The sequence below is a fragment of the Acidisphaera sp. L21 genome (assembly GCF_009765685.1).
In the GTDB taxonomy this organism is placed as follows: domain Bacteria; phylum Pseudomonadota; class Alphaproteobacteria; order Acetobacterales; family Acetobacteraceae; genus LMUY01.
The window spans coordinates 1-3756 of the sequence record NZ_LMUY01000140.1; the positions used below are offsets into that span (position 1 = coordinate 1).

The 3756-nt window shown below is 59.6% G+C and carries 1 protein-coding gene and 5 pseudogenes; 5 read left to right on the top strand and 1 reads right to left on the bottom strand.

Translation table 11 applies throughout. The annotated features are described in order from the left end of the window. Together GSQ76_RS25900 and GSQ76_RS32175 are read left to right on the top strand one after the other, a co-directional pair. On the top strand, positions 1–400 hold a 400-nt coding region (locus tag GSQ76_RS25900; protein ID WP_216851310.1), incomplete at its 5' end, for a hypothetical protein. A 153-nt stretch (positions 401–553) separates the two neighbouring features. After that, positions 554–865 (top strand): annotated as a pseudogene (locus tag GSQ76_RS32175) (transposase); the annotation flags it as partial. On the opposite strand, the pseudogene GSQ76_RS32930 reads toward GSQ76_RS32175, so the two are convergent. Next, positions 848–1067 (bottom strand): annotated as a pseudogene (locus tag GSQ76_RS32930) (IS66 family transposase); the annotation flags it as partial. The pseudogenes GSQ76_RS32175 and GSQ76_RS32930 sit on opposite strands and share 18 nt — an antisense overlap. Positions 1068–2147: 1080 nt before the next feature. On the opposite strand from GSQ76_RS32930, the pseudogene GSQ76_RS25910 reads away from it, so the two are divergent. The 3 pseudogenes from GSQ76_RS25910 to GSQ76_RS31465 form a co-directional block, all read left to right on the top strand. Continuing rightward, positions 2148–2753 (top strand): annotated as a pseudogene (locus GSQ76_RS25910) (IS630 family transposase); the annotation flags it as partial. A 98-nt stretch (positions 2754–2851) separates the two neighbouring features. Beyond that, positions 2852–3088, top strand: a pseudogene (locus GSQ76_RS25915) (IS701 family transposase); the annotation flags it as partial. Positions 3089–3194: 106 nt separating this feature from the next. Further along, positions 3195–3756, top strand: a pseudogene (locus GSQ76_RS31465) (IS481 family transposase); the annotation flags it as partial.

Sequence of the window (3756 nt, forward strand, 5' to 3'; positions counted from 1 at the left end):
CGCGTTTACGAGACACCCATGGGGAACTGGAATGGCAAAGATTGAGGCCGGCGTCAGCCAAGATCGCAAAGAGGCGACCGTCTTCTGTGATAGTGCCCGGCCCGCAGTCTTAGACAGCGCACAGTTGGAGGAACTCATCGTTCACCTAATTGGGACGCGGGAGGGGATGCTTCCGCCTCGGGCACAATTGGATCCTTTTGGAGGAACGCAGGTGCTGGTGAGCGAAAAGATGCGTTGGTATTGCAAGGCCAAGCATCCGGCGCCTGGGTTTGCGCAACTGCTACTGATGCATCCGGGGCTTGGATGGGTCGGAATCGAACTTGGGCCCGAGGGCATAGACGCGTTGACTGCGGAGCTGCAGAAGGCCCGCCAGAGCCTGCCACCGAAGCTAGAAGGATGACACGCGTCGGCACTCGATAACACCCGGGACGCAGCGCTGCCGATGAAGGAGGGTCTGAAAGTTCCATTCGACATGATGCGCTGTGCGTACTAGCCTTCATGCTGTCTTGAGGCGGGGCGGTAGTATGCGGCAGACGACGATGGCGACGGCTGGATTGCCAAGACTACGCGACGCGAGACGTTTCTGAGCGAGATGGAAGGGGTCAAGCCGTGGTCAGCCTTCATTGGTCTGATCGCACCGTTTTTACCCAAAAGCTGGCGAGGGGCGACCGCCGATCACGCTTGAACGTATGCTGCGCATCTATTGTCTCCACCAATGGTTCAACCTGTCCGATCCTGAGCTGAAGAAGCGCTCTACGACTCCCATGCGATGCGGCGTTTCGTCGGCATTGATCTCAGGCACGAGCCGGTGCCCGACGAGACCACGATCTGCAATTTCCGCCATCTGTTGAAATGCCAGCGCCTCGGTCGGAATACCGCCCTCGATCAGCCGTGGCGGCGCAGGCATCTGCACCACCACGCCGTCGCAAGCATCACCAGCACCCGGAATTGCACCGACACCACGTCCGGCGGCTCGGCGCTGTCCGTTCCGATCACCATCATCGCTGCCCGGCAGCACAAACACTCTGGGTTTCGGAGCTCAGCGTCACCTCAATGCGCGGTAGGTGATCTTACCATTCATGGCCAGAGGTCGGCAGAGTCCACACTTGGCAACCGTCGCAGGCGCGACTCGGTCGGGCGAACAGACGTGAACGACTCGGTTTGTAGCTGCCGTTCCCAAAACGGCGCGCGAGCCGAACGCCCGACGGCTTCTGCGGCAGTAATGAGCAGGCTTTCTGCCGCGATCATCCCGCCAGCCAGACTGGCAGCTGCTGCTTCCCGCTGAACCCCGCGGTTGACCTGCTTAGTGGGCTTCCCAGGGGTTGGGCTTGTGGAGCGGCCATCTTGCCACCCCCGAGGGGCGTAGGCCCATTTAAAAGGCAGCTTTTAACTCAAGGTGGGGGTTGCGGCCAGAGGGTCTTGCAAGGCGCGATCTAACTCCGTTGGTTGGGAAAGGATACTCCAGCCAGTCATCTTGCCGCCAATGGTGGGTGGCCGGAGCACTACAAGAGCCGCCAAGGTCACCCTCACTGTGCAGTTTATCTGCATCGCTTTCTCCATGCCTGTCATAAGCGGTGGCACGGACACAGCCGGTGCCGGACATATTAACGGCACGAGGTGTAACGATCGTCCGGACTTCAGTCCAGAGTGTCAACGGGGCAGGGGTATGGAACGTCCGTTCTACGTTCAGGGAACGTCCCTCAGGTGTCCAATAGATGGCCAGGAGACGCCCAGGTCTTCGTCGAGCCGCGGACGAGCAGCCGCCTCGTTGTGGATCCACAATGCCTATCCTGCCATCCTATTCGCTGGAGAATTTACGCTAACCTCCGCAATCAAACGAGAAATAGCCCAGCTATTATATAACCTCGTTGATTCTTGCTCGAATATCACATAATCTTGTTTGTTCTCGTTTGAATATCCATAATCTCGTTTGTTCTCTAGCAAGATTTCAAGTGGGTGCAGGCGCCGCTAAGCTATGACTGCTTTGACGGCCAGAACGCGGCAGGCGATGGTCGAAGAACAGGCTGTTTGCGTTAGACGCGGACCAAAGATCCGGATTGGAACAACTGCGATGGCAACCTCGTCGACTAGTGCGATGACGCGGACGAACGATTCACAGGGTCAGGCGGTTCTGGCATATTTGCCAGATGGCCCAGACAGTTTGCGTCGTCGTTGGTGACAGCAGTCGGAAACAGTTGGCCTCGATTGCCGCAGATCGAAGCCGTCCTCAGAAACACATCCAGCGTGCGCAGATTGTGTTGCTGTCAGGCGAGGGATTGCCTGTGGCTGAAGTGGCCCGCCAAGCCGGAGTAAGCCAGCCTGCGGTGTGGCGCTGGCGGGCGCGATATGCCGAAGCAGGCGTGGAAGCTTTCCTGCGGGACAAAACACGCCGGCCGGGCACGGCGAAGCTGGCAACGGCAACCGTGGCAAAGATCCTGGCGCTGAGCTGCTCCGAGCCACCGGGACAGGTCACGCATTGGACCGGCCGGGCTATGGCAAAAACTGTCGGGGTCAGCCTGCGTTCGGTGCAACGCCTCTGGGATGCCCATCACCTACAGCCCCACCGCCTGCGAACCTTCAAGCGCTCCAGCGACCCGGCTTTTGCTGAAAAGGTCGAGGACATCGTCGGGCTTTACATGGATCCGCCGATGCACACCGTGGTGCTGTCGATCGACGAGAAAAGCCAGATCCAAGCGCTCGACTGCACCCAGCCTGGGCTGCCGCTCAAACTAGGCAAATGCGGCACCACGACCCGCGTGTGGACGGCCCCTTGGGCGCAAGGATCTGCTGCAGAAAATTGGCGGACGGTGCGAGTGCGGTCATGTGTCCGACCTCTATTATGCGGCCACCACAGCAGCTCAAGGAGGAGCTTGGCCTCGACCATTTCGAGGGTCGATCCTGGCCTGGCTTACATCGACATGCCTTAATGACAATGATCGCCTACGCCTTCCTCCAATCCCGCCGCCTCGGGGCGGCGGGACAAAAAAAGAATCGGGGGCCCACCACCACAACCGAGTATGCCGGCCATCAGGCAAGCCATTCTGGACCTCTTTGCGCGGCCGCCGGCGACGCGGTGTCCGCACTGTGAGAAACTTCTCGCCGAGACCAGCTAAACTAATCTGCCATAGTAGTGCTAGCTGTTTGGTCCCGGGGAGTCGTGACTCTATCCTGACGCGAGATGGAGAGGAAGCGCTATGGCAGGCAGTCTTCACGGTTCAGCCCGAACAACGCCGCGAGTTCGAGCCGAGCTCCAAGCGGCGAAAGAAAAGACCAGCGTCTTGGCCCACCGCTACGGGCTGAGCCGCACCACCGTCAACAAGTGGCGTGTCCGGACCACGACCAGCGACGCGCCCATGGGTCCAACGGATCCACGCAGCACCGTGTTGACGGCAGCCGAGGAGGCCATGGTGGTCGAGTTTCGCCGCCGCCCCCTGCTCCCCCTAGATGATGTGCTCGGCTGCCTGCGAGACAGCATTCCCAAACTCACCCGATCGAGCTTGCACCGCTGTCTGGCGCGCCATGGTATATCTCGCTTGCCCCCAAACCCAGACCAGGGATCCAAGCGTGGCAAATTCGCCGAGACCGCAATCGGCTTCGTCCATATCGACATCAGTGAACTACGCCTTGCTCAAGGCAAACTCAACATGTTCCTGGCCATCGATCGCGTGTCCAAGTTTACCGACGTCGAGTTCCGAGATGACGTCGGCAAGACGAACGGAGCCGACTTTCTCCGTGGCGTCATTAGCGCCTTTCCAT